The sequence below is a fragment of the Candidatus Latescibacterota bacterium genome, from assembly GCA_020633725.1.
GTDB lineage: Bacteria > Krumholzibacteriota > Krumholzibacteriia > JACNKJ01 > JACNKJ01 > VGXI01.
In genome coordinates, this window is the sequence record JACKDC010000004.1 from 165,303 (window position 1) to 187,451 (window position 22,149).

18 protein-coding genes and 3 tRNA genes are annotated in these 22,149 nt (G+C 65.7%); 13 read left to right on the forward strand and 8 right to left on the reverse strand.

All coding sequences use genetic code 11. The features are described from left to right. Positions 1 to 21: 21 nt before the first annotated feature. The 4 genes from H6693_10470 to H6693_10485 all read right to left on the reverse strand — a co-directional run bounded on the left by H6693_10470 (position 22) and on the right by H6693_10485 (position 3,324). The gene (locus H6693_10470) at positions 22 to 657 is read right to left on the reverse strand and encodes a hypothetical protein (GenBank protein ID MCB9516608.1); all 636 of its coding nucleotides are present in this window, start codon (positions 655 to 657) and stop codon (positions 22 to 24) included. A 515-nt stretch (positions 658 to 1,172) separates the two neighbouring features. After that, entirely contained in the window at positions 1,173 to 1,382 is a 210-nt protein-coding gene (locus H6693_10475; protein ID MCB9516609.1) for a hypothetical protein, read from the reverse strand. A 42-nt stretch (positions 1,383 to 1,424) separates the two neighbouring features. Beyond that, entirely contained in the window at positions 1,425 to 2,567 is a 1,143-nt protein-coding gene (locus H6693_10480; GenBank protein ID MCB9516610.1) for a serine protease, read from the reverse strand. A gap of 4 nt (positions 2,568 to 2,571) precedes the next feature. Further along, positions 2,572 to 3,324 (reverse strand): DUF2569 family protein, encoded by a 753-nt coding sequence (locus H6693_10485; protein ID MCB9516611.1) that lies wholly within the window; start codon positions 3,322 to 3,324, stop codon positions 2,572 to 2,574. A 909-nt stretch (positions 3,325 to 4,233) separates the two neighbouring features. On the opposite strand from H6693_10485, the gene H6693_10490 reads away from it, so the two are divergent. The 3 genes from H6693_10490 (at position 4,234) to H6693_10500 (ending at position 7,413) form a co-directional block, all read left to right on the forward strand. Continuing rightward, positions 4,234 to 5,877 carry a hypothetical protein gene (locus H6693_10490; GenBank protein MCB9516612.1) on the forward strand — a complete coding sequence of 548 codons (1,644 nt, stop codon included), beginning with the start codon at positions 4,234 to 4,236 and terminating at the stop codon, positions 5,875 to 5,877. A 268-nt stretch (positions 5,878 to 6,145) separates the two neighbouring features. After that, the gene (locus H6693_10495; protein MCB9516613.1) at positions 6,146 to 6,331 is read left to right on the forward strand and encodes a helix-turn-helix domain-containing protein; all 186 of its coding nucleotides are present in this window, start codon (positions 6,146 to 6,148) and stop codon (positions 6,329 to 6,331) included. Continuing rightward, a complete protein-coding gene (locus H6693_10500) occupies positions 6,322 to 7,413 on the forward strand; it encodes a site-specific integrase (GenBank protein MCB9516614.1) in 1,092 nt (363 codons plus the stop codon). Before H6693_10495 ends, H6693_10500 begins: the two co-directional genes overlap by 10 nt. A gap of 84 nt (positions 7,414 to 7,497) precedes the next feature. Here the strand turns inward: H6693_10500 and H6693_10505 are convergent. Further along, positions 7,498 to 7,571 (reverse strand) — tRNA-Met (locus tag H6693_10505). 88 nt (positions 7,572 to 7,659) lie between these two features. On the opposite strand from H6693_10505, the gene ilvC reads away from it, so the two are divergent. From ilvC to H6693_10535, 6 genes are all read left to right on the forward strand, one after another. Continuing rightward, a complete protein-coding gene (gene ilvC, locus H6693_10510; protein ID MCB9516615.1) occupies positions 7,660 to 8,658 on the forward strand; it encodes a ketol-acid reductoisomerase in 999 nt (332 codons plus the stop codon). Beyond that, complete coding sequence (locus tag H6693_10515; GenBank protein MCB9516616.1) at positions 8,655 to 9,677, forward strand: hypothetical protein; 1,023 nt, start codon at positions 8,655 to 8,657, stop codon at positions 9,675 to 9,677. The genes ilvC and H6693_10515 overlap by 4 nt, the downstream gene beginning before the upstream one ends. Positions 9,678 to 9,704: 27 nt before the next feature. Next, positions 9,705 to 11,183: a glutamate--tRNA ligase gene (locus H6693_10520; GenBank protein MCB9516617.1), complete on the forward strand. Its 1,479-nt coding sequence runs from the start codon at positions 9,705 to 9,707 to the stop codon at positions 11,181 to 11,183. A gap of 68 nt (positions 11,184 to 11,251) precedes the next feature. Beyond that, positions 11,252 to 11,322 (forward strand) — tRNA-Gln (locus H6693_10525). Positions 11,323 to 11,355: 33 nt separating this feature from the next. Continuing rightward, positions 11,356 to 11,429 (forward strand) — tRNA-Glu (locus H6693_10530). Between the two features lie 103 nt (positions 11,430 to 11,532). Beyond that, positions 11,533 to 12,477 (forward strand): polyphosphate kinase 2, encoded by a 945-nt coding sequence (locus tag H6693_10535; GenBank protein ID MCB9516618.1) that lies wholly within the window; start codon positions 11,533 to 11,535, stop codon positions 12,475 to 12,477. Positions 12,478 to 12,492: 15 nt separating this feature from the next. Here H6693_10535 and H6693_10540 read toward each other — a convergent pair whose 3' ends face one another. After that, on the reverse strand, positions 12,493 to 13,233 hold the full coding sequence (locus H6693_10540; protein MCB9516619.1) for a protein kinase: 741 nt from the start codon (positions 13,231 to 13,233) through the stop codon (positions 12,493 to 12,495). A 165-nt stretch (positions 13,234 to 13,398) separates the two neighbouring features. On the opposite strand from H6693_10540, the gene H6693_10545 reads away from it, so the two are divergent. The 3 genes from H6693_10545 to H6693_10555 all read left to right on the forward strand — a co-directional run bounded on the left by H6693_10545 (position 13,399) and on the right by H6693_10555 (position 16,765). Further along, entirely contained in the window at positions 13,399 to 15,078 is a 1,680-nt protein-coding gene (locus H6693_10545; protein ID MCB9516620.1) for a glutamine--tRNA ligase/YqeY domain fusion protein, read from the forward strand. A gap of 3 nt (positions 15,079 to 15,081) precedes the next feature. Continuing rightward, a complete protein-coding gene (gene rarD, locus H6693_10550) occupies positions 15,082 to 15,969 on the forward strand; it encodes an EamA family transporter RarD (GenBank protein ID MCB9516621.1) in 888 nt (295 codons plus the stop codon). A gap of 76 nt (positions 15,970 to 16,045) precedes the next feature. After that, complete coding sequence (locus H6693_10555) at positions 16,046 to 16,765, forward strand: hypothetical protein (protein ID MCB9516622.1); 720 nt, start codon at positions 16,046 to 16,048, stop codon at positions 16,763 to 16,765. Here H6693_10555 and H6693_10560 read toward each other — a convergent pair. Then, entirely contained in the window at positions 16,762 to 19,104 is a 2,343-nt protein-coding gene (locus H6693_10560; protein MCB9516623.1) for a hypothetical protein, read from the reverse strand. The two genes, H6693_10555 and H6693_10560, sit on opposite strands and share 4 nt — an antisense overlap. 184 nt (positions 19,105 to 19,288) lie before the next feature. Here H6693_10560 and H6693_10565 point away from each other — a divergent pair, with 184 nt between their 5' ends. Further along, positions 19,289 to 20,551 (forward strand): mechanosensitive ion channel, encoded by a 1,263-nt coding sequence (locus H6693_10565; GenBank protein MCB9516624.1) that lies wholly within the window; start codon positions 19,289 to 19,291, stop codon positions 20,549 to 20,551. Here H6693_10565 and H6693_10570 read toward each other — a convergent pair. Beyond that, positions 20,535 to 22,088 (reverse strand): HD domain-containing protein, encoded by a 1,554-nt coding sequence (locus tag H6693_10570; protein MCB9516625.1) that lies wholly within the window; start codon positions 22,086 to 22,088, stop codon positions 20,535 to 20,537. The genes H6693_10565 and H6693_10570 overlap by 17 nt on opposite strands. Between the last annotated feature and the right edge of the window lie 61 nt (positions 22,089 to 22,149).

The window sequence follows — 22,149 nt, forward strand, 5'->3', positions numbered from 1 at the left end:
CCCAGCTCCAACCCATGCTGTTCACTTGGAAAGAGCTTCGAACATCATCCGCAAATCATGCACACCACGATAGGATATGGCTCCAGCCCCAGAATAGTACGTTGGAGTATCAAAGAGCCGAGCTGTGTACTTCTCAAGAATGTCCCTTTCGACCCACTCGACGAATCGAAGCATGTCTGTGTATTTCATTCTGTTGGCTGAGTAAAACGCGGCATCCTCACGGCTCTCCGTCGAATGCGACACTATCTCATGTCGCCACCTCTTAATCTTCAGGGCGATGGGATGCTCCAAGACAGCCTCTCGATCGGTTCTCAGCCATGAGAGGATCGCTTCCCGTTCTGCCAGATCATACCATCGCTCGATCCTGTTGAAGAGCTTCAGCAGGGTGCGCGCCTGCCTTCGAGAGTCAATTAAGCGCGCAATCGACGTGATAGTCGAATCTAACAGCGCATCTCTCAGCAGAAGTGCAAGCTCGCCGTACTTATGGACTTCATCAGGATAATCCCTTGCGACCTCGCCCAGCTCAATCAGTGGCTCAAGGTATCGTTTCACGCGGATGATCTCTTCGTAAACCAGATCGCAGAGCGACTGGAGTTCGGCTACTTGATTCGTCTCCACTTCTTCGATTCCCCCTGAGTGCGCACGATTCGTCAGCAAGGAGACCGTTCAAAACCAGAGCAAATCGTGGCCAAGTAGTGCTCTATTCCGAATCAAGCAGCCTCGTTGGCAATTGAAGTCGGAAGTTGCTCACGCATGTCATGCGCAAGAGAACACAGGGATCCCCGCTGCCAACCAGTCAAGCAGTCGCAGATAGCGGCTGTGCCTTAAATCTTGGGTCCCTGCTCTTCGGTTCCCGGGCTCTTCTTCTTGTCTGGAATGAACGCAGCCATCAAGCCCATCGCTATTGCAGCTATTGGTATCGCAACCCAGCTGGACCAGCCGAGACCGCCACGAAGGACGCTGTACAATAGGATTCCTACAATCCAAGAAGCTGCTTTCATGCTAACTCCCAGATTCCAGCGCTAACTCGCATTAGCGTCATGCCCCTCAATGCCTGCCCCTGAGACCGGCATCTTTTCTTCAGTCGTCGAAGACATAGGGGCGTCTGACGTCCTCATGCGCTCTCGCGCTCAAAGGCAATCGACGCTACTAATGCCAGACTCTCTTGCCGTTTACTGCCATTGCTTCCGCCAGTCGATTTCGTCAGGATCAACCGCGCTAGTCGGGAGGAAGACGAGGATGACTAGTGCGACGATACCTATGGCAACAGACAGTGCAGTCCACCCGCCTAGGTTGCGGTTCTTCCTCTTCGCCATGTTGTACGTGAGGATGATGATTGCAATGTGGGCAATCAGGATGACAAAGGTAACTGGCTGAAACATCGCCTTCTCCTGGCGTGGAAGACCTCGCTCGCGAGAACTTGGCTAATGGTCGAACCTCAATTCATCCGGGATTGAGATCTCCGCCCCGCACTCCTCGCACGTGATCTCGTTATCATATTCGGGATCGAACCATGTAGCGCAACCGCAATTCCAACAGTGTAGTCTTCTCAAGTTGTCACTGGCTTCCATGGATCCAGATGCTTCTCGCTGTCTGGATATACCCAAGTCGTTAGCGAGTTTGCCGAGAGCTTGGGTAGCTTCGTAGTCAGTGGAAGTGGGGCTGCGTTTCCTGCGAAACGGCAGAAGAAGCAACTTGAGGAGCCCCTTGATCGCCTCGCTGAGAATGAACCAGAGGAAGATTATGATCCCGATCACGATCCCAAGGATCCACCATCCGCCGCCGAACAAGAATGCCACGAGGGCAACGAAGATGCCGACCACCCACTTCGCGATGACTCGCCACCCAATCCGGGCACCGGATCTCTCAAGTGGGGTCGGGTCTAGTGGACCTGAGAGAAACGTCGTGATCGTTTGAATTCCGACTGCAAAGTTGAGATTCTGGCCGTCCTCAATGGTAGCTACCACTACCCCGATGACCTTGCCGTCAAGATCGAGTAGTGGACCACCGCTGCTTCCTGGTGAGATGGGAGCAGTGATCTGCAGGAATTGGTGCCCTTCGAACATGCGGACTGCACTGACTAAGCCATCAGAAAGGGTGTTTTCCAGACCTAACGGATTGCCAATAGCAATCACTCGCTGTCCAGGCTTAAGCTCCGCATCAGGATTAAGGGCAAGGGGTGTTTCGCCCGCAGCACCGAAGCTAAGAATCGCTAAGTCGGCTTTGGTATCGAGGCTCTCGACGACAACAACGTCATAGTAGCCCGAAGCCGTGTATATCTCTGCGGAGTATGCTCCAGTTACTACGTGAGCGTTGGTAAGGACCATGTGGTCATTGATGAAGAACCCGCTTCCGGAGCGACTTGCCGAGCCTGTCTTGTCATAGGTGTGGATGCTGACCATGCTCGGCAAAGCACCCTCAGCAATCTCTTCGATGCTCTTAGCCAGGCTGAGCTTGGCGCCCGAGGTAGTGCTAGACAGCACCAGGAAGGCGATGATCGCTATTCGGTGCATAAGTCCTCTCCCCTCTTGCCTCTCATGGGGACCTATCGGCCGACGAACTAGCATCCTGCTAATGGACGAACGTCGCTCTTACCCGTTTCGACTTTAGTAGGTAGGGAATCCAAATCATAGAAAACCCCAGATGCTTGACTAGCTCGCGCGAGGTGCTGGGATCGAGTGGCTGATTGGCAATGAATCGCATTGGCACAAGGATGTCCACCACACCGTAGATAAAGACGCAGACAAGAAAGACGATGAAGAGCCTTGGAAACCTCGCGCGCTTGGAGAAGAAGAGGTACGCCAAGTAAGCCCCTGCCAAGAAGATGCAGGCTGTGATGATGGCTTCTCCGAGATAGAGAGATGCGAATAGCGGATCATATGCGCTTCCGCCAGCGGTTGCCCACGCGCTCCAGGTGCCACCAGCCAAGGTGGGAAGGTACAGTGTTAGTAGGGTGAATAGATACCTGAGAGGGTTCCAGATGATCCCAATTGCTAGCAATACGAGCCATCCCCCTAGGCCTTCGAGCGACTTCCCCTCAGTGCCTTCGATCTGTGGCTCATTAGCAGCTCTGGACGGCATGCCCGGCGGAGACGATTCTTGAGATTCGTCTTCCAGTGGGCTGTCAATCTGCTCAATACCGCGGGACTCAGAGGGAAATACGGTCTCTGGCTCGGCTGGAGGTGGTGGCAGGGTACTGCCGCAATACCGACACTTAATGGCCTTGAACTTAATCGTCTCAGCGCAGAACGGACACTCTTTCGTACTTGGAGCTGAGTCACGGCCAGGTCCATTGTCCGCTGCAACCATATGCGCCCCCTTCATCGTGCGCTAGTGCCCCTCACCTAGCCTTCTACTACTGGGTAGCATGGGCGGTTTGCAGCGCCAGTCAGACGGACTGGTGCATAACGGCCTCGATGTCCCCATCAATCTCAAACTCACAGTAGATGCGCTGGAACATCCCCGGGCACTTCGTCCTCATGTCCCCGGTGCACATACCCATGGAACCGAAACAGGTGTGGCTGAGCGCATCAAAAGAGCCTCTTGTTTGGCGAGACCAGCCTTCAGCTTGAGTCCCCCCCTCGGCTCTTCTTCGGGTACCCGATCCAAGCATTCGGGAGTAGGACCTGGGTGATTCTTTGCAGCCAGACACCACTTCCAGATGTAGTGGATGCATGCGAGTCAATGATACCAGATCTTTAGGCCGGGATTTAGCCTTACCCGAAGCTCGGACGGAACCACTATCGGTGAGCGAGTCAGATACTGTGGATATATAATCGCCACTTCAATTGATCCTGTGCAATAGATCCACGGCAGGCCGCTATGTGGCGTCGTGACAAGGCTATATGGCACCCACCGCAGCGTTGCGGAATCCAGGCGGGGCAGGGTGGACGCGTTGCCGCGGACTCTGGCAACAAAATGGAATTGACCTATTGACAAATACCCCTTTTGGTGCTATACTGGGAGTAGACAGGGTTGAGTGGCTTAGCTTCCACGCCCTGTTGGCGATATTTCCTTGGCGCGAGCAATTCGCCCAAGACGGCCAGGCCAACTGATCGCGTACCCTCGTGAGAAGTGGCCTAAGTGACCGTAGCTTAAACCCCAACGAAACTTGTATCGGGCGACCGGAAGGCGTGTTGTGTAGCGCGCGTTCGCCCGGGACGCCCCCTTAAGGGGGGTGTATCTCCCTGTGAATGGGGGCAATGTAACGCATTGCAAAAATGGAGGATATGTATGGATATTAGCAGTATTGGTGAGCTTGCAGAAGAACGGGAATCACCTGATCGGGAAAGCCGTGTGATCTTGCCGAGGATCGGCAAGGGGTACACCGCGGTGCCAAACTGGATCTTCAACGACATGTGCTACCTCCGGCTATCGGACCGGGGGAAGGCTCTGTTGCCGTATCTGATGGCCGGTCCAGGCGCTGGAAGGTCGAGGTATTTCCTCCCACCAGGAATTCATGTCGGGCACTATGCAAGGTTCGCAGCAGATATGGGGTGGGATACCTCGGTACTCAAGGAGACCATGGGTGAGCTAGCAGAAGCCGGTTGGATTCTGACAGACGAGCTCAATGGCCTTGTTCTGGTTCCATCCGTCACGACAAGCGCAGACAACCCCGATGACCTTAAGGGGACTCTAAGGAAGCTAGCTGATGTTCCTGAGTCACAGCTAAGGCAGAAGTACTTTGAGCTCTTGCTTGACATGACCTTCAAGGTGCCAAGGAAATGGAGTGCCTCCGAAGAGCAGCTTCTGAGGACGCTGGAGTTCTATCTGCCAGAGGGGCTGGCCATCCCCCAGTGGGCTTTCGTGAGGAAGCTCTCTACACCGAATAAGAAGGCACGAGGGCGAGAGCACCAAAGGACACCCTGTAGGACACGAGGGAGGACACAAGAACAAGTTCTTCCACATGGAAGGGTGGAGTCATGTGCTGATTCAAGCTGTGCGGACTCTTCACTAGAGCTTCTGGGAGCTCTCCACCCTATGGGCGATCGGTGGTCTGTTTGCGCCTTCGGACCAGGTGTCGCGCACTATGGTCACTTCGATGATGCCCAGGAAGCGCTTTCTGAGGCGTGGCGGCTAGACCAGCTGTATGGTATCGAAGGCGTCTTCTGGGGCTTGGGTGCCTTGCGAGATGAAGTCTGTGGTCGAGGGCGCTCCGCGGATGTAGTGAGAATCCAAACTGCATGGGCAGACATCGACACCAAAGACGCTTCCGGCAATCCTGACCAAGCTCTCGCCCATGAAACTCTGGAGCTCAGTCTCGCGAGTGGGCGAATTCCCCCACCCTCAGCGGTTGTTGAGACAGGGGGAGGCGTACATGCCTACTGGCTCCTCGACGAGCCTGTCACCGGCACGAATCTAATGCTGATTCCTCCAATTAACAGAGCACTGGCAGAGAGGGTCGGAGGCGACGATGTGGGGGATCTAGCTCGTGTCCTGCGTGTCCCAGGCACCCGGAATCGAAAGCCAGAGCACCCCGACAAGCCTATGTGCCGGATCCACAGCCTCGACCTAGGGAGGCGCTATGCCCTGCCCTGGCTGGCCTGGTTCCTGGATGTTGACACCATTCAAACAGGGACCTCGCCGCTTGTCCCTATTCGGGAAGTCCGCTTCCAGGACGCTACTCCGAGTAGATGGATGGAGATCATGGCTGGGCGGCCAAAGTTGCAGGATCTTTGGAAGACGCCTGTTCCGGTAGGGGAACGCTCTGAGGTCGCGATGTCATTGGCAAACCATGCTGTGCACGCAGGGCTAGCCAACGGGGATGAGATTGCCACCATCCTGAAGAACTCCCCTGCCCTTGGTTCATGGGCAGAGGAAAAGCCATCTGCGCTTGGCCGCACCATAGCCAAGGCCAGAGGGGCTAAGACTCACTAGGGTCGATCATAGTCCTGGGCGCGGCTCTGTACCAGCCCAGGTGGACCCACAGCCACAGAATCAAATCACCTCCTTCCGAGACCGAGCTTGGCACCAGCAGAGGGTGTGGGCTTGGAGATCGAACTGCATGAAGGAGAAGCTATGTAAGGAAGATTAGTCCTGAAACCAAGGATGTTCAAGAATGGATAATACAAGGAACAGGTTGCCTAGTACTGGCGACCACCAAGAACAAGGAGGCCGCGAACGCACGTTTGCGAGTGAGACTCTCATGTCAGTCGAAGACCTCTGTGACTACCTGCAGCTCGGTAAGAGTGCCATCTACAACTTGGTTGCGAATGGCGGATTACCGCACATCAAGATCGCAAGAAAGCTGCGCTTTCAGCGCGAGGCAGTGGTAGAATGGCTATCGGAACTCCGTGTGCCAAGAGACAACGGAGGTTCCACATGGCAGTGAGGAAAAGAAAGGACACTGGGAAGTACGAAGTTAGCCTCAACCTGGGAGGAAAGAGAGTCAGACGGACTTCGCCGGTCCAGACAAAGAAGGGCGCTCAAGATTACGAAGCCGTCTTGAGGCGGGCGCATCTTGAGTCGTTGGGGTCCGACCAGCCAGCAAGGAGAGAGGAAAGCATCGCGGTGTTTGCAGTGGAGTGGTTGGAGACCTACTCAGCGGCACACAAGAAGCCCAGCTCCTTTGATGCGGATGAGCGAATCGTCCGATTGCACCTTGTTCCGTATTTCGGCAGCAAGAAGCTCGACGAAATCGGGGGCTTGGATGTCGATAGGTTCAAGGCGGCTCAAAAGCAGAAAGGGCTGAGTGAGAAGACGATAAACAACCACCTTGCCGTGCTCCGCAAGATGCTGGCGACAGCTGTTGAGTGGAACTACCAGGCAAAGGTGCCCCCTGTGAAGTGGTTCAAGAGGGGAAGTGAGAAGGTAGCCTACTTCAAGGCGGAGGAATCGGAGCGTCTGCTAGCGCAGGTCGATGGCCAGCTGCATGCTCTGGTTCTGACAGCACTTCGAACGGGAATGCGACGGGGTGAGTTGCTGGCTCTCAGGTGGACCTGCGTCGATTTCGCTCAGTCATACATCAGGGTCGAGAGCTCTGACTGGCAAGGACGGGTAGGATCGACGAAGACAGGGCGAACCAGGGTTGTTCCGATGAGCCGGGAGCTCGCAGTGGCCTTGGAGCGCCATAGGAGGCGTTCTCCGGTCTCTGAGTTCGTCTTCTGCAATCAGGACGGCTCACCGCTCAGGTTCACCCAGATCAAGCGTCCGCTGTATTCGGCCTGCAAGGCTGCCGGATTGCCCGAGGTGCAATGGCACGTGTTTCGTCACACGTTCGCCTCTCAGCTCGTGATGGCCGGAGTCAGCCTGAAGGCCGTTCAGGAGCTGTTGGGTCATCGCACGATGGACATGACTCTTCGCTACTCGCATCTAGCACCGAGCATCCTGTCGGAGGCCGTTGAGAGGCTCACGGAGGTGGGGGAGAAAGCGAAAGCCGCCCCCCTACTCAAGGTGGTCGAGGGCGCGGCTTGATGGGAAACGTGTAGTTTTGGGAACGAGGAGGGAACGAGGACTTGAAGGAGCTCGCAAGTCCTTGTTCCCAAATCGCCTTCGAGGTAGCGGCTCAGGGATTCGAACCCCGGACACGCGGATTATGATTCCGCTGCTCTAACCGACTGAGCTAAGCCGCCATGCGGGGCACAGGCTAGTGTCGGAGAGGCCGAAAGTCAAGGGGGGCGGCGCCTTGCGGCCCCGGCGGCGATCTGCTAGACCCCACGCATGGCCCGACGATTCGACGCGAGCGACGCCCCCGCCGCCGGCCTGGCCGGCCGGCGCGTGGCGTTGGTGGGCTACGGCAACCAGGGCCGGGCCCATGCGGCCAATCTGCGGGACGAGGGCGTGGACGTCCTCATCGGGGCGCGCGAGGGCGGCGGCTCGTGGAACTCCGCACAGGAAGCGGGGTTCGAGGTGCTCGTGCCCGCCGCGGCGGCCGCGGCGGCCGACGTCCTGATCCTGCTCACCCCCGACGAGACGCAGGCCGAGTTCTACGCCGCCGAGATCCGTCCGTCGCTGCGCCCGGGCGCGGCGCTGGGCTTCGCCCACGGCTTCGCGGTGGGCTTCGGTCTGCTTGACCCGGGGCCCGGGGTTGACGTCTTTCTCGTCGCCCCCAAGGCGCAGGGTCGAATGGTGCGCAGGCTGTACACGGAGGGGCACGGCGCCGCGGCGCTGGTGGGGGTCCAGCAGGACGTCACCGGCGGCGCCTGGCAGACGGCCCTGGCCTACGCGGCCGCGCTCGGCTGCCTGCGCACCGGGGCGCTGGCCACGAGCTTCCGCGAGGAGGCGGTGAGCGACCTCTTCGGCGAGCAGACCGTGCTCTGCGGGGGCTTGAGCGAACTGATCCGGGCGGCCTTCGACACGCTCGTGGCCCGTGGCTACGCGCCGGAGATCGCCTACTTCGAGTGTCTGCACGAGGTGAAGATCCTGGCCGATCTGATCCATGCGAAGGGGATCGCCGGGATGCGCGGGCACATCAGCGGGACGGCCCTCTACGGCGACCTCACGCGAGGGCGCCGCGTGGTGGACGACGGCGTGCGCGCGCGCATGGCGTCGATACTGGACGAGATCGAATCCGGCGACTTCGCCCGCGAGTGGGTCGCCGAGGCCGCGGCCGGCGCGCCGCGCCTGAAGGCCCGTCAGGCCGCCGACGCCGAGCACGCCATCGAGGCGGCCGGGCGGCGGGTGCGGGCGATGATGCCCTGGCTCGAGGAGGACGCGTGAAGCAGCTCTGGACCGGCACCCTCGTCATCGCCCTGGCGGCGCTGGCTGCGCCTCACGGCGCGACCGCGCAGACCGACACGGCCGAAGCGATCGTCGACACCACCTTCTACACGCCGGACGGCACGCCCCTGCGCTATCGCGGGCCGCTGCCCGCGGTGGATCAGCCCGGCAGCCCCGAGCGCGCCGAGATGCTGAACACCGACGATCGCGTCCCCGAGGGCTACGGCACCCGCACCCTGCGCCTGTGGAAGGCGGGGGACATTCGCCCCGAACCCACGGTGACGGACTCGGTGGTGGCGACGGAGTTCGTCGAGCTGCACTACCGCGGGCCCTACATCCCGCCCGAGGTGGCGCTGGCCATGGCCGAGTACGCCGACTACGCCTACTTCGCGATCAAGGATCGCCTGGGCTGGACCCTCGACGGTCCCTTCCCCCTCTACATGCCCTTCGACCTGAAGGCCTACGGCAAGGAGTACGGTCTGCCCTGGTGGGTGCCGGGCGACGTGGAGGACGGGCGCGTCATCCTCGAGCCCATCTCGGTGATCACGAGCCGCGGCATCGCGCTGGAGTGCCTGACGCACTACTACGTCGAGTGGCAGCTCCGCCACCGGACCGGCGATCGCCTCCCCTACTGGTTCCTCTATGGCGCCGGCACCTTCTTCGGGGACGAGGAGTGGGTGCTGAAGGGCCAGGTGGACGTGATCCACGACCGCCCGCTGGACATCTCCATGGAGCACATGGAGAGGGACCTCGAGATGTTCCGCGACCGCGCGCTGATGCAGAAGGAGCTCGACACGCCCGGCATCCTGGAGCAGGAGCGCCTCGACAGCCGTGTGGCCTACTGGCGGGCGCACCGCCTGGTGCGGGACATCATGCTGGGCGAGGGCCTCGCGCCGTTCAAGCGGATGGTCGCGTCCATGGAGGCCGACCCCGCGCTGAGCTTCGAGGACGCGGTGGCGGCCAGCTACGGCAAGAGCCTCGACGCCCTGCTGGCCCAGTACATGACGACGCAGCAGTGATCCCCGTTCCCGCAGGAGAGCGCTAGCATGAGCAGCAGCAGCGAGGGCGTGCGCGTCCGTTTCGCGCCCAGTCCCACGGGCCACCTCCACGTGGGCGGCGCCCGCACGGCGCTCTACAACTGGCTCTACGCGCGCCGGCAGGGCGGGGCGTTCATCCTGCGCATCGAGGACACCGACGCCGCCCGCAGCACGGACGAGTCGGTGGACGGCATCCTGCGCGCCATGCAGTGGCTGGGCCTGGACTGGGACGAAGGCCCCGGCCAGGACGGTCCCCACGGCCCCTACTACCAGAGCCAGCGCCGCCCGCTCTACCGCGAGGCCGCCGACCGGCTCGTGGCGGCGGGCCGGGCCTATCCCTGCTTCTGCAGCGCGGACACGCTGAGCGCCCTGCGCGAGGAGCAGAAGGCCGCCGGCAGCGAGCTGCAGGGCTACGACGGCCGCTGCGGCCAGCTCGACCCGGCCGAGGCCGCGCGCCGCGTGGCGGCGGGCGAGGCGCACGTCATCCGCCTGCGCACGCCGGCCGAGGGCGAGGTCACGCTGCACGACCTCATCCGCGGCGAGAGCGTCTTCCGCAACGCGGTGATCGAGGACTTCGTCATTCTCAAGAGCGACGGCCTGCCCACCTACAACTTCGCGGTGGTGGTGGACGATCACGCCATGGGCATCACCCACGTGATCCGGGGCGACGATCACATCAGCAACACGCCGCGGCACCTGCTGCTCTACGCGGCGCTGGACTATCCGCTGCCCAAGTTCGCGCACCTGCCCATGATCCTGGGCGCGGACAAGACCCGCCTCAGCAAGCGCCACGGCGCGAGCAGCGTGCAGGAGTTCGAGCGGCAGGGCATCCTGCCCCAGGCCATGCTCAACTACCTCGCGCTGCTGGGCTGGAGCCTGGACGGCAAGACCGAGATCTTCACCCCGAAGAAGCTGGTGGAGGCCTTCAGCCTGAAGCGGGTGGGGGTGACGCCGGCGGTCTTCGATCCCGACAAGCTCGCCTGGCTGAACGGCGAGCACTTCGCGCGGCTCGAGCGGGACGAGAAGATCCTGGGCACCTACAGCGCCCTCGCCGCCGACGGCGTGGATCTGCCGCCGCTGCCCGAGGTGAGTGACCGTCTCGGCGCCATGATCCAGCTCCTGGGCAAGCGCCTGAAGAGCTTCCCCGAGGCGGCCTGGAGCCTGGCCCACTTCTTCCGCCCGCTGCCGGCCTACGATCCCGAGGCCGTGGCCGAGCGCCTGGGTGGGGACGCCGCCCGGCAGCTCGCCGCCCTGGCCGACGACTTCGCCGCCCTGCCCGCCTTCGAGGGCCCCGCGCTGGAGGCCGCCCTGCGGGCGCGGGCCGAGGCGGAGGGTATGGGGGCGGGCGAGCTCATCCACCCGCTGCGGGTGGCGGTGAGCGGGCGTGGGGTGAGCCCGGACATCTTCAAGCTCTGCGAGCTGCTGGGCCGGGAGCGGGTGCTGGACCGGCTCAGGGCCCGGGCCTGGGAGCGGGCGGCCTCGGCCTGACGGGCCAATTTCCTTGGCGCCGGGGGCTTGCGGCTCCTGGGGCGATCTGCTACTTTCTCGCGCGTTGCTGCCCCGTCGTCTAACGGCAGGACAACGGATTCTGGTTCCGTTGATCGAGGTTCGAATCCTTGCGGGGCAACCTCACCTGCGGTCGGCGACGGTCGCAGGGCACGGCCCCATCGTCTAGCCCGGTTAGGACATCGGATTCTCGATCCGGTAACAGGGGTTCGAATCCCCTTGGGGCTACCTCGCAGGCCTCCCGCCCAGGCGGGGGGCCGCGTCATTTGTGGCGGGGTTGCGCGGCGCGCGGGCGGCCGCTAGGCTCGCGGGACGTCTGCAGGGGGAAGCGATGAACGCCAAGTCCACGAAGTCCCGTCGCACCGGTCCGATCATTCGCGAGGTGGTGGGGCGCGTTCCCGTCGACGGCTCCGCCAAGCTGAAGAAGCGTGTCCGCCAGGTCATCAGCGAGCTGCCCACCAAGGAAGCCAGCAAGCTGCTGGAGGAGACGCTCATCGCCCACTACCAGGGCGAGGAGCTCAAGCCCTACCAGGCGGAGATCATCAAGCTGCAGCAGCACCTGGAGCGGATGGGCGGCAAGATGATCATCCTCTTCGACGGCCGCGACGCCTCGGGCAAGGGCGGCACCATCCGCCGCGTCGCCCGCTACATGAACGAGAAGCACTACCGGATGGTGGCGCTCGGCAAGCCGAGTCCGCGGCAGCGTACCGAGCTGCACATGAAGCGCTACATCGAGCAGTTCCCTCACGCCGGCGAGGTCGTGCTCTTCGATCGCAGCTGGTACAACCGCGCCATGATCGAGCCGATCATGGGCTTCTGCACCCAGGCCCAGTACAAGCAGTTCATGGACAACGTGGTGAGCTACGAGGAGAGCTTCATCGCCGACGGCAAGACCACGCTGCTCAAGCTCTACTTCTCGGTGTCCAAGGAGGAGCAGGCGCGGCGATTCGAGCGGCGGATGAACGATCCGCTTCGCCAGTGGAAGCTCTCCGAGGTGGACCTGCAGGCGCAGGACCTCTGGGACGAGTTCACCGAGAAGAAGTTCCAGCTGCTCAAGAAGACGCACACGGCCAAGACGCCCTGGTACGTCATCCGCTCGGACGACAAGCACCTGGCACGGCTCGAGACGATGAAGATCATCCTCAACGCCGTGCGCTATCGCGGGCGCTCGCGCACGCTGGACTTCACGCCCAACCCCGACGTGCTGATCCCCGGCGACGTGGAGCTGCGCAACATGGTCAAGCAGCGCCGGGTCTACGGGAAGTTCCTCTACTAGGCAACGCGCGGCGGGCTAGCGGCTGACCCACTCCATCGTCTCGAGGTGCCGGCGCAGCTGCTCGGCGCTGCGCCAGCGGGCGACGATCAGGTCGCGCCGCAGTCCCTTGCAGATCTCCTTGATCTCCGGCGGCTGACCCGCGTAGTGCCGCTTGCCTCCCACCATGTGGTAGAGGATGTGCGCGAGGTCGACGATGTCGTCCTCCACGTTGCTGCGGTGGCTGGTCTCGCGGTGGAACAGGTCGATGAGCTTCAGGTCGAAGCCGAGGCCGCGCCGCGTGACGATGATGTTGTCCGCGTGCAGGTCGCCGTGGTACTCGCGCGCCTCGTGGATCTCCTCGACGCCGCGCGCCAGGGCGTGGAGCAGGTGCAGGGCCTGGAAGGCGTCGAGGCGCCTGCCCGGCTGCGCGCGCAGGAAGCGCGTGAGCTGGTCGCCCTCGACGAAGTCGGAGACCAGGAAGCTGATGGGCGTCCCCTTGAAGTCGATGACTTCCTGCGTGTGGTAGCGGATCAGGATCGAGCAGTGCCGCAGGCGGTGCAGCTTGCGGGCATAGCGGCGCAGCGCCGCGCCGCGCGGGTTGCGTCGCGGGAAGAAGAACTTCGCCGCGCGCTCGATGCCCGTGCGCCGCTCGCGGAGCAGGTAGACCTCGCCCTCCCAGCCCGCGCCGAGAAAGGCGCGGACCTCGTACTTGCCCGCGAGTTGGGTGCCTTCCGCGAAGCGGAAGCCGCGGGCGACGATGGGATCCTTCACCGACATGCCGCCTCCTGGCGGGCAGTGTAGCGCCAGGGGGCCGCGGGATGCAAAGGCCTAGGCTCCAGGAGGTTTCGCCCGCGGCGGACCTTGCCAGGCCCGCCCCGGACGACTAGCATATCGCCTTCCAGCGACCCGCCACTGGAAGCGGGCGCCACCCAGGAGCGCAGCATGAGCACGATCGACGACAAGGCCGCGCCGGCCCACTTCATCCGGGAGATCATTCGCGAGGACCTGCGGACCGGCCGCTGGGGCGGCAAGGTGCACACCCGCTTCCCGCCCGAGCCCAACGGCTGGCTGCACATCGGCCACGCCAAGGCCTTCGGGCTGGACTTCGGCATGGCCGAGGAGTTCGGCGGGCTCTGCAACCTCCGCTTCGACGACACCAACCCCGAGAAGGAAGAGGAGAGCTTCGTCCTCGCCATCCAGGAGGACATCCGCTGGCTGGGCTACGACTGGGACGACCGTCTCTACCACGCCTCCGACTACTTCGAGCAGATGTACGGTTACGCCGAGCAGCTCGTCAGCGCCGGCAAGGCCTACGTCGACGACCAGACCGAGGAGGAGATCCGCCTGAACCGGGGCACCGTGACCCAGCCGGGCACGCCGAGCCCCTGGCGCGATCGCACGCCCGAGGAGAACCTGGACCTCTTCCGCCGCATGCGCGCGGGCGAGTTCGCGGGCGGCGCCAAGGTGCTGCGCGCCAAGATCGACATGGCCAGCCCCAACATGCTGCTGCGCGACCCGCTGATGTACCGCATCCGCCACGCCAAGCACCACCGCACCGGCGACGCCTGGTGCATCTACCCCATGTACGACTGGGCCCACGGGCTGGAGGACAGCATCGAGGGCATCACGCACTCCATGTGCAGCCTGGAGTTCGAGGTGCACCGGCCCCTCTACGACTGGTTCCTGGACCAGCTGGGCATCCACCATCCGCAGCAGATCGAGTTCGCGCGCCTGAATCTGGGCTACACGCTCATGAGCAAGCGCAAGCTGCGCGCGCTGGTGGAGGAGGGCCACGTGGCCGGCTGGGACGACCCCCGCCTGCCCACCCTGCGTGGCCTGCGCCGCCGCGGCTTCACGCCGGCCTCCGTGCGCGACTTCCTGGAGCGCGTGGGCGTCGCCAAGCGGGACAGCGTGGCGGACCCCGCTCTATTGGAGCACTGCCTGCGCGAGGACCTGAACGCCCGCGCGCCGCGCGGCATGGCCGTGCTGCGGCCGCTGAAGCTCGTCATCACCAACTGGCCCGAGGGCAAGGTGGAGATGCGCACGGCCGAGAACAACCCGGAGGACCCCGCCGCCGGCACGCGCGAGCTGCCCTTCGGCCGCGAGCTCTGGATCGAGCGCGACGACTTCCGGGCCGACGCGCCCAAGAAGTGGTTCCGCCTCGCGCCCGGCGCCGAGGTGCGGCTCAAGTACGGCTACTTCGTCACCTGCGACGAGGTGGTGATGGGCCCGGACGGTGAAGTCGCCGAGCTGCGTTGCAGCTACGACCCTGAAACCGGCAGCGGCGAAGCCCCCGACGGCCGCAAGGTGCGCGGCACGCTGCACTGGGTGAGTGCCGAGCACGCCATCGACGCCACGCTGCGCCTCTACGACCCGCTCTTCACGGTGGAGGATCCCGGCGCCGCGGAGGACATGGCCAGCGTCATCAACCCGGAGAGCCTCACGGTGCTCGAGGGCTGCAAGCTGGAGCCGTCCCTCGGCGCGGTGGCCGTGGGTGACACCTGGCAGTTCCTGCGGCACGGCTATTTCTGCGCGGATCAGGACAGCACGTCCGGCCACCCGGTCTTCAACCGGGCGGTGTCGCTGCGGGATTCGTGGGCCAAGATTGAAGCCAAGGGCTAGGCCTTGAGCGAGCAGCGGGCGGGCGTCGCCTACGGCCTGGCCGCCTTCGGCTGGTGGGGCCTGGCGCCCTTCTACTTCCACGCGCTCGCGCGGGTGAGCCCCTGGGAGATCCTGGCGCACCGGATCGTGGGCTCGCTGCTCCTGCTCGTCGTGTTCCAGGCGGTGGCCGGCCGGCTGGCCGCGCTGCGCGCGCTGCTTCGCGACCGCCGCACGCTGGGCCTGCTCGCGGCGAGTACGCTGCTGGTGTCCACCAACTGGACGCTCTTCATCTGGTCCATCGCCACCGGCCGCCTGCTGGACGCGAGCTTTGGCTACTTCGTCAACCCGCTCATCAACGTGCTGCTGGGCTTCGTACTGTTGGGCGAGCGCTTCAGCCGCCGGCAAGGCCTGAGCCTGCTGCTGGCGCTGGCGGGGGTGCTGGTGCTGGGGATCGGCTACGGACGTCCGCCGTGGATCTCGCTGACCCTGGCGCTCAGCTTCGGCGGCTACGGCCTGCTGCGCAAGCGCGCCCGCACGGGCGCCGTGGCCGGCCTCACGGTGGAGACGCTCCTCGCCGCGCCCTTCGCCCTCGCCTACCTGCTCTGGCTCGATCATGCCGGGCGGCTGGCCTTCGGCCACGCCGGGGCGGGCACGACCTGGCTGCTCGCCGCCGCGGGCGTGATCACCGCGCTGCCCCTGCTCTGGTTCGTGGCGGCGGCGCGGCGCCTGCGCTACGCCACCGTGGGGCTGCTGCAGTACGTCGCTCCCACGCTGCAATTCCTCGTGGCCGTGCTGGCCTTCGGGGAGGCGTTTACCGGCACGCATGCCGTGAGCTTCGGTCTGATCTGGTGCGCGCTGGGGCTCTACTCCTGGGACTCGCTGCGTCCGCGTCAACGGAGCGAGATCTCCTGAACCGCTCGCGCTTGCGGCATTCGAGCGATGGTGCCAGATTGTCGGCTACCCCTCACACCTTCCCACGGAGATGCTCATGAAAGCCCGTATCGCAATGCTCCTCGTCGCGCTCGCCTGCGCGGGCGCCGCCAAGGCACAGCTCGTCGTGTTCGACAACTCCCACTCGACGAACGCGACCTGGTACAGCGACTTCAAAGCTCGCCTCGCCACCTGGGGCTACACCGTGGAGGCGCGCACGACCCCGCTCATGGACAGCGGCGACGCGGACGTGATCGTGATCCTGCCCGAGGACGCCTTCCTCAGCGACACCGATCCCTACACCCCCGAGGAAGCCGCCTGGCTGATGGACTACGTGAACCGCGGCGGCGGGCTCCTGGCGGCCGTCTGCCCCAACGACAGCTACTGGGCGCAGATCACCGAGATCATGGACGTCTTCGGCATCAGCGAGGCGAATACCGCCACCGACCCGGTCCACTACGACGTCTTCGCCCCGCACCCCATCTTCGACGGCGTCACGGAGCTCGGCGACGACTTCATCTACTGCACGAGCCTGACGGCCAGCGGACCCAGCAGCGCGGTGGGAGGCGACGGCTCCCTCGACTACATCGCCGTCTACCAGCCGCTGCCGGCCGGGACGGGCGGCGCCGTCTGGGTGAGCGAGTACTACATGATGCACTCGGCCGGCCTGGATGACTACGACAACGCGATCTTCCTGCAGAACACCATGGCCTGGCTCAGCAGCGGCAGCACCTCCACCGCCGAGTCGAGCTGGAGCGCAGTGAAGGCGTTGTACTAGCCCGCCACGCGCGCGCGCACGTAGTCGCGGATCGCCGCGAACTGGCTCGCGCCGTCGAGGCCCGCCTGCCGCAGCACCACCTCGGCCTGCCCGCTGCCCGGGTACTTGCCGGCGCGGAAGGGGTGCAGGCTGGCGGCCCGCCCCTCGGCGCTGGTCACCCAGCGATACAGCGTGGGCATGGTGAAGCCCGTGATGCCGATCGCCTCCTCGGCCCGCGCGGCCGGGAAGATCGCCTCGCGCTCGGCCGCCGGCAGCAGGTCGAAGAGCTCGGCGCTGGCGACGTAGTAGACGTCCACGTCGATCCCCTCGGCGAGCAGCTTCGGCAGCGCCTCCTGCACGAAGGCGTAGGCCACGCCGCTTCCCTGCAGCACCACCGTCGTGTCGTGGGCGCCGGTGGCCGCCCGCAGGCGGTACACGCCCTGCCGCGCCGCGCTCGCGGGCGCGAGGCCCAGCGCCTCGCGGTCGAGGACGGCCTCGTTGGGACGCGTCACGAAGGGCGCGATCAGCGCGGGCCGCGCGGCCAGGGCCGCCGTGACCAGCGGCCACAGCTCCTGGGGATCCCAGGGCGTCAGGGTGAGGGCCGTCCCCGGGGCGAAATTCTCCTGCAGCAGCTGCAGCGCCTGCGGGTCCGCGTGGGTGGGGCCGTCCTCGCCGGTCTTGAGGCCGGCGTGGGCGCAGACCATCACCATGGGCCGGTAGGGCGCGCCGGGGATCATGTCGCGCTTCGCCTGCCCGCCGATGCAGTGCAGGCGCGTGGCGATGTGGCCGAGCGGCGCCAGGAACGCGCCGTAGCTGGACGCCACGCCCACGTGGTGACCGAAGGCCGAGACGCCCGTCTGGATGCCCACCATCGCGTCCTCGCAGATGCCGCCCAGGGCGAGCGTGCGGGAGTCGGGGTTGGTCGCCGCGTGCCAGAAGCCGGGGGCGAAGCCGTCGCCGATCTTGTCGACGCTGGTCGAGCCCAGCAGGTCCGCCGCCGCCGCGAGGACCGCGCCGCCGCTCTGCCGGTTCACCCAGCCCAGCACCTTGCCCAGCTCGGCGCGCAGCGTGCTACTGCCGCCGGGCTGAAGCGCCAGCTCCTCGGGCGGGTAGATGGGCGCGGCGGCCACGGCCGCGTGCAGCCGATCGATTGCGGGCGCGCCGGCGCGCGGGGTGCGGGCGCTGGCGTCGAGGCGCTGCCGGGCGGCGCGGAGTCCCCCGCCCAGCGTGGCCAGCATGGCCTCCTCGCGGCCGAGCAGCGTGCGGAAGGCCTCGAGCGTGGACCAGAACGCCGCCTCGATGGCCACGGGGCCGTCGGCCGCGGCCACGCGGGGCAGCTCGATCCCCGTGCCGTCGAAGAGCGGCGCGAGCGCGGCGTAGAACTCCGGCGAGCAGAACTTGTGGCCCGCGCCGTGGGACGCGCGGCCGCTCACGCCGTAGCGCCAGCCCTTCTCGGTGCGGTAGACGACCGCGGTGGGCTGGCCGTTGGCCAGGGCGAGCGCGGCGGCCTGCGCGGCGTGCACCTGCTGGACGTCGAAGCCGTCGGCCACGTCGATCACGTTCCAGTCGTGCAGCCAGGCCAGCTCGCGCGGATCCCACTGCACGTAGTCGCCGGGGGCGTCGCCGTCGCGGCAGACGCGGTTCGAGTCGATGGACGCCTGGTTCCAGTCCACGTGCAGCACGCAGTTGTCGAGGCCGCCCGCGCTGGCGGCGGCCATGGCCTCCACCACGCGGCCGGGCGTCATGCCGCCCTCGCCTTCGATCATGTGGATGCGCGGCGCCGCGGCGCCGAACAGATCCCGCGCGCCCAGCGCGAGGCCCACCGAGGCCGCCACGCCGACGCCCGAGGCGCCGGTGGCCAGGCGGAGGAAGGGCACGGTGGGAGTGGGGTGGCCGTCGAGGGCCTTGGCGCCCTTCGCGCGGAAGAGCGGCGTGTCCTGGACGGGGTTGCGCCGGAAGCCCAGCAGGTCCTCGAGGCGCAGCTGGCGGCGCGGGTCGGTCGGCAGCAGCTCCGGCGCGGCCAGGCGCGCCACCTCGTTGCGCAGCGCCCACATGGCGTAGAGGCCCATGGCCTTGTGGCCGGCGGCGTAGGAGACGAGGTCGTTGTCGTCGCGCTCGGGATCGCCGAGGTCGTAGTCCAGGGCGCCGAAGAGCAGGCCGGCCACGATGCGTCCCGAGGAGATCGAGCCGCCGGGGTGTCCCGAGGTGGGGACGTAGTTGAAGAGCACGGCGCAGAGGCTCCGGTAGAAGAGGTCGAAGCGCTCATAGTGTGTCGTGGCTTCCGGCGACAAATGCCCCTCGCCCTTGTCGATCGCCACGCTCTTGGCGCGCCGGGGACCGAAAGTGATCGTGCTGGCCATGACCGTCCTCCTCGCTCAACCGCCCACGGCGGACTTTCGGCTCCGATTAGCCGGGTACGCGCTCCAATATAGGAGATCCCCCCGGCGGGGGAAACAGGCCCGCGGACGAATCCCGCCCCCCGCGCCGGGTCCGGGGTTGCCCGCCGGCGCCGCATGCCCGAGGATGGGCCCGGGAGGTGCTTCGATGTTCGATCGCTGGAGCCGGCTGCTGGCCGACTGGGGCCTGACGGGCACGGCGGCCACCGCCGCCGATCTGGCCGGGCGGGCGGTGGCGCTGTTCGTCCTTTGCGTCGTGGTGAACTGGGTGGCCAAGCGGGTGCTGCTGCGCGTGGTGACCACCGTGGTGCGCCGCACGCGCACCCACTGGGACGACGCTTTGTTGGAACGACAGGTGTTCACGCGGCTCAGTCACCTGGCGCCGGGCCTGGTGCTCTATCTGCTGGGGCCGGGCGCCTTCGCGCCCTGGGCGCCGGTGGCGGGCTTCGTCCAGAAGGGCGCGGTGGTCTACATGCTGGCCATGGCGCTCGCCAGCCTGAACGCGCTGGTGAACGCGGGCGGGGACATCTACGACGGCCTCGCGATCAGCCGCAACAAGCCCATCAAGGGCTACCTGCAGATCGTCAAGCTGCTGCTCGCGCTGACCTTCGGCATCGTGATGTTCTCGGTGCTGCTGGGCCGCTCGCCGCTGGTGCTGCTCAGCGGCCTGGGCGCCATGACTGCCGTGCTGCTGCTCGTCTTCAAGGACAGCATCCTGGGCTTCGTGGCGAGCATCCAGATCTCGGCCAACGACATGCTGCGTCCCGGCGACTGGATCGAGATGCCGCGCTACGGGGCCGACGGGGACGTCATCGACATCGCGCTGACCACGGTGAAGGTGCGCAACTGGGACAAGACCATCACCACCATCCCCAGCTACTCGCTGATCTCCGACTCCTTTCGCAACTGGCGGGGCATGGAGGAGAGCGGCGGGCGGCGCATCAAGCGCGCGCTGAACCTGGACCTGGCGTCGATCCGCTTCCTCGCGCCCGACGAGATCGCCGCGCTCAAGCGCATCGTGCTGATTCGCGACTATCTCGAGGGCAAGGAGAAGGAGCTGGCGGACTGGAACGCCGAGCGCTCCACCGACCCCGAGGCGCCGGTGAACTCGCGCCGGCTGACCAACGTGGGCACCTTCCGCGCCTACCTGGCCGCCTACCTGCGCAGCCTGCCGCTGGTGCACGAGGACATGACCTTCCTGGTCCGCCAGTTGCCGCCGGGCGAGCACGGCCTGCCGATGGAGATCTACGTCTTCAGCAGGGATCAGCGCTGGGCGGCCTACGAGGACCTGCAGTCGGACATCTTCGACCACGTGCTGGCGGTGGTGCCGGAGTTTGGCCTGCGGGTCTACCAGAGCCCGAGCGGGGCCGACATGCGGGGGCTGGCCGCGGCGGCTAGCGGGCGGGACTGAGCGGCGGGGACGTCTCGCCGGCCCCGCGGACGGGGTGCTCGTCCAGATGCGCCTGCAGCGCGCCGCTCTCGGCGGCGGCGAGGGCGACGTCCACGATCTCGGGGTCGTAGAGCAGCCCGCGGTTCTGCCGCAGCTCGCGCAGCGTGAGCTCGAGGCCGAGGCCGGGCCGGTAGGGGCGGTCCGTGGACATGGCCTCGATCAGATCGGCCACCGCGAGCAGCCGCACCTGCCAGATCAGTTCGCCGCCCTCGAGTCCCTGGGGATAGCCCGAGCCATCCAGGCGCTCGTGGTGCTGCAGCACCACCTGCGCCACCGGCCAGGGAAAGCCGATGTCCTTGAGGATCTCGTAGCCCATCTGCGGATGCTGCCGCATGATCTCGAGCTCCTCCGGGCTCAGCCGGCCGGGCTTGGAGAGGATCTCCGTCGGGATGCCCACCTTGCCGATGTCGTGCAGCAGGCCCATCAGCTGCAGCCCCTGCAGCTCGTAGCTGGAGCGTCCCATCTGTTTGCCCAGGAAGACGGCCAGCGCCGCCACGCGCAGCGAGTGGCCCTTGGTGTAGGGGTCGCGCAGCTCCACCATGCGGCCCAGCGCTTCGCAGGTGCCGATGAGGGTCTCCTCCATGACGCGGCGCGCCTGGAACCAGTCGGTGATGTTGTGGTCCACGCCGCGGTAGCCCTGCAGTTCGCCGCGCGCGTCGAGGACGGGAAAGGCGCGGCTCTCCAGGTAGACCTCGCTGCCGTCGGCGGCCAGCGCGCGGTGCACCAGGTCGGTGATGGGCTGCTTGAGCTCCGCCAGCTCGGCCAGCGTGCTCGTCAGGCGCTCGCGATCCTCGGGGTGCGCGAAGTCCAGCGGGCGTCGCCCGAGCATGGCGTCGGGCAGGTAGCCCAGCAGCTGCACGACGCCCTCGCTGTTGTAGGTGTAGCGGCCGCGGGCGTCCACTTCCCAGATGTGGTCCACGCTGCTGTGGCTGAGGTCGTCGAAGCGCAGGCGCAGCTCGCGGACGTCCTCGCGAAGACCGCGGGTCTCGCGGGCCATGCCGAGCAGGGTGCCGGCCTGCGTGAGCAGCGCGCGCAGCTCGGCGTCGGGGGGCGGCCCGCCCGCGAGCACGGCCACGCCGCCGAGGCGGCCTGCCTGCAGCACCGGCGCCAGCAGTCCGCCCGTCAGTCCGCGGGCGCGCAGCAGGTCGAGGACGCCCACGCGGCCCACGGGGCTGCGCGCGTCCAGCACGCGCGGATAGGCCACGAAGCTCGCCGGCAGCGAGACGCCCGGGCGCGTGTCGAGCAGGGCGGGAAAGAGATCGGCCGCGCCCTGGCGCGCCGCGCGGCGCAGGCGCTCGTCGCGATCGGTCAGGTAGAGCGCGCCTTCGGTGGCGCCGGCCATTTCCATGAGGCGGGACAGCGACTCGCGCATCTGCAGTTCCGGCGCGCCGCCACCCTGCAGCAGACGTCCCAGCTCGCCCAGCACGGTGAGGCGACGGCTGCTCTCCGCGCGAGCGTCGGGCGCGATGTCGGGCAGTGTGTCGGTGCTCTGGGCCATGCGGCGGCGCCCCGGCTGCGGGTTGTGGGTCCGGGACGGGCAAGCCAGGATCGTTCCAAGC